Genomic DNA, 3,240 nt, shown 5'->3' with positions numbered 1-3,240 from the left:
CAGCTAGGCGGCGGGCTGCGCCAGCCACCCCGGCAGCGCGTCGAAGTCGTCCTGCCCCAGAGCCAGCAGCATCGCGTCCGCCGGCGTCGGCTCGAACGGCTCCCGGAGCAACGGCATACCCGCCTCCACCGGAGTCCGGTTCGCCTTACGGTGATTGTCCTCCGCGCACGAGGCCACCGTGTTCAGCCACGTGTCCTGCCCGCCCCGCGACCGCGGCACCACGTGGTCCACGGTCGTCGCCCGCCTCCCGCAGTACGCGCACCGGTTCCGGTCCCGGACCAGCACGCCCCGCCTCGACCACGGTGCTCGTCTTCGGAAGGGCACCCGTACGTACTGGCAGAGCCTGATCACACGGGGCGCCGGTATGTCGACCGCGGCTCCCCGCATCCGCAGTTCGGGGTGGGACTGCTCGACGACGGCCTTGTCCTGAAGCACCAGAACGACGGCTCGGTTCAGCGTTACCGTCGACAGCGGCTCGAAGCTCGCGTTGAGTACCAGCGTGTCCCGCATACCAGCCCACCTCCCGTGTGCACCGGCCCACCCCCTGGCGGGCTGGGATCAACTCTGGCTGGGCACGCCGAGATGGACAACGCAATATCTGCTGCTCTCACGGGGGGTGACCCCCGTGCCCCCGGCAACAAAAATGCCCGCTCCTGATCAATTCCAAGACCAGGAGCGGGCAAACGTTCTGTGAACGCTGGGATCGCCGGACGACGGCTCAGCTTTCGGCGGGCACCTCGTACTCACCGATCAGCTGGGCACGCCCGATGGTGTGAAACCGCAGGTTGAAGCCCACGACGGCAGGCGAAGCCGCCGCATCCGGACCGAGCTTCTCCGTATCCACGGCGTACACCGTGAACACGTAACGATGCGAACCGTCCCCGGGCGGCGGCGCGGCACCACCGAACTCCTTGCTTCCGTAGTCGTTGCGCGCCTGGATCGCACCCTCGGGCAGACCCTCGAACGCGCCACTGCCCGCACCCACCGGCAGCTCCGTCACCGAGCCCGGAATGTCGAACAGCACCCAGTGCCAGAACCCGCTGCCCGTCGGGGCATCGGGGTCGTAGCAGGTCACGGCGAAGCTCTTGGTCTCGGGCGGGAAGCCCTCCCACCGCAACTGCGGCGAGGTGTTGCCGGCCGCGTAGACCTGAGCGTCCTGGAGCGTGGCACCCTCCTCGACATCCTTGCTCGTGACCGTGAACGACGGCACGGGCGGATGGAAGTCGTGGGGGAGCGGCCGCCGCTTGAGCTCGGTCACCTCGGTACCTCCTGATCGATTCGTTCAGTCAGCCCCGAGCCTAGGGCCTGCGTCTAGAACCAGTTGCGCTTGCTGCCGACCTCGGACAGCCACTGGTTGAGGTACGCGGTCCAGTCGGTGCCCTGGTAGTCCTGGAGCCCCACCTTGAAGGAGCGGAAGGTGTCGCTGCCCTCGCTGAACAGCCCCGGCTTCTTGTCCATCTCGAGCACCACGTCCATGGCCTGCTCGTCGGCCACGAAGCTCAGCTCGACCTGGTTCAGCCCCCGGTACTGCTGCGGCGGGTAGAACTCGATCTCCTGGTAGAACGGCAGCTTCTGCCGCGTACCCCGGATGGCACCCCGTTCCATGTCCGCGTTCTTGAACCGGAAGCCCAGCTGGATGAACGCGTCCAGGATCGCCTTCTGCGCCGGCAGCGGGTGCACGTTGACCGGGTCCAGGTCACCGGAGTCCACGGCACGCGCGATCTCCAGCTCCGTGGACACCCCGATGTTCATGCCGCGCAGCGCCTGCCCGTCGATCATCGTGATCGGGGTCTCCCACGGGATCTCCAGACCGAACGGCACCGCGTGCACCGCATTCGCCTGGAGCTCGAAGGCACCGCCCAGCCGCGACTTCGTGAACTCGATGTCCTGCTTGTACTCCTGGTCGCCGCTCTCCACCTCGACCTTGGCCTGCAGCCCGACCGAGAGCCCCTCGATCTGCTGGTTCACGGACCCGCCCTGGATCCGCACCTCACCCTGGACGACCCCGCCCGGGACGACGTTGACCTCGTGCAGGACCGTCTCGACCGAAGCTCCGCCGGCCCCCAGGCTCGCGAGCAGCTTCTTGAACGCCATGTCTCTCCCTCTCGCCCACTACGGGTGGATCCTTGATCCATACAAACGCGAACCGGCCGTGGCCGGTTCCATCCCCTCACCCTGGCAAGGCCGGTGCCCGCTGGCCACCCCACCGCACCACCCGTCTTGAGTACCCTCGGACGGCATGATCGCGACCCCCGACCGTACGCCCCTGTCCAGGGAGTTCTTCGACCGGCCCGTCCTCGACGTGGCCCCTGACCTCCTCGGCCGCATCCTGGTACGCACCACCCCGGACGGTCCGATCGCCCTGCGCCTCACAGAGGTCGAGGCCTACGACGGCTCCGACGACCCCGGTTCCCACGCCTATCGCGGTCGCATGGCCCGCAACGACGTGATGTTCGGTCCGCCCGGGCACGTCTACGTCTACTTCACCTATGGCATGTGGTTCTGCATGAATCTGGTGTGCGGCCCGGAGGACAAGGCGAGCGCGGTCCTGCTCCGCGCCGGCGAGATCATCGAGGGCGCCGAACTGGCCCGCACCCGTCGACTCTCGGCCCGAAACGACAAGGAACTGGCCAAAGGCCCCGCCCGACTGGCCACGGCCCTGGGCGTGGACCGCTCCCTGGACGGCACGGACGCGTGCACCCTCGAGGACACCCCTCTTCGCATGCTGACCGGCACCCCCGTCCCCTCCGACCAGGTACTCAACGGCCCCCGCACCGGGGTGTCCGGCGACGGAGCCGTGCACCCCTGGCGCTTCTGGGTCGCCGACGACCCCACGGTGAGCCCCTATCGCGCCCATGTCCCGAGGCGCCGCCGAAGTTGACGCGTCCCCGCAGGATGCGTAATGTGGCCCGAGCCGCTGAAACGAGTACGGCAATCGTCAGCACTCGGAAGCGGCCAACCCACTACCTAGTCACTCCCCTCAGCGGGGGCGAATTCGGCGTGCCCGCATGCCTGAATTCGATGCCGACAGACTCGATTATGAGTTGGACGGCGAATCGGCTAACGTAGTGAATGTCGAAAGGCCGACAGGCGAAAGCCAGAGCCCAACGGCAAATCCCGCCGACAGGGAATCGGATCGAAAAAGGATCTGATAGAGTCGGAAACGCAAGACCGAAGGGAAGCGCCCGGAGGAAAGCCCGAGAGGGTGAGTACAAAGGAAGCGACCGTTCCTTGAGAACT

4 protein-coding genes are annotated in these 3,240 nt (G+C 67.2%); 1 reads left to right on the top strand and 3 read right to left on the bottom strand.

Annotation, left to right across the window (positions count from 1 at the left end; all coding sequences use genetic code 11):
* Positions 1–3 precede the first annotated feature (3 nt).
* From ACFT4A_RS42305 to ACFT4A_RS42295, 3 genes are all read right to left on the bottom strand, one after another.
* Positions 4–510, bottom strand: coding sequence for an HNH endonuclease (locus ACFT4A_RS42305; protein ID WP_382842013.1), 507 nt, complete (start codon positions 508–510; stop codon positions 4–6).
* Between the two features lie 208 nt (positions 511–718).
* Positions 719–1,258 carry a YbhB/YbcL family Raf kinase inhibitor-like protein gene (locus ACFT4A_RS42300; protein WP_382842011.1) on the bottom strand — a complete coding sequence of 180 codons (540 nt, stop codon included), beginning with the start codon at positions 1,256–1,258 and terminating at the stop codon, positions 719–721.
* 53 nt (positions 1,259–1,311) lie between these two features.
* Positions 1,312–2,094, bottom strand: a complete 783-nt coding sequence (locus ACFT4A_RS42295; RefSeq protein WP_382842009.1) for a sporulation protein — start codon at positions 2,092–2,094, stop codon at positions 1,312–1,314.
* A gap of 145 nt (positions 2,095–2,239) precedes the next feature.
* Between ACFT4A_RS42295 and ACFT4A_RS42290 the strand changes: the two genes are divergently transcribed.
* Entirely contained in the window at positions 2,240–2,881 is a 642-nt protein-coding gene (locus tag ACFT4A_RS42290; protein ID WP_382842007.1) for a DNA-3-methyladenine glycosylase, read from the top strand.
* The last annotated feature ends 359 nt before the right edge of the window (positions 2,882–3,240 follow it).

The sequence above is a fragment of the Streptomyces sp. NPDC057099 genome, assembly GCF_042671245.1.
In the GTDB taxonomy this organism is placed as follows: Bacteria; Actinomycetota; Actinomycetes; order Streptomycetales; family Streptomycetaceae; genus Streptomyces; species Streptomyces purpurascens.
This window is presented reverse-complemented; position numbering and strand designations above follow the sequence as displayed.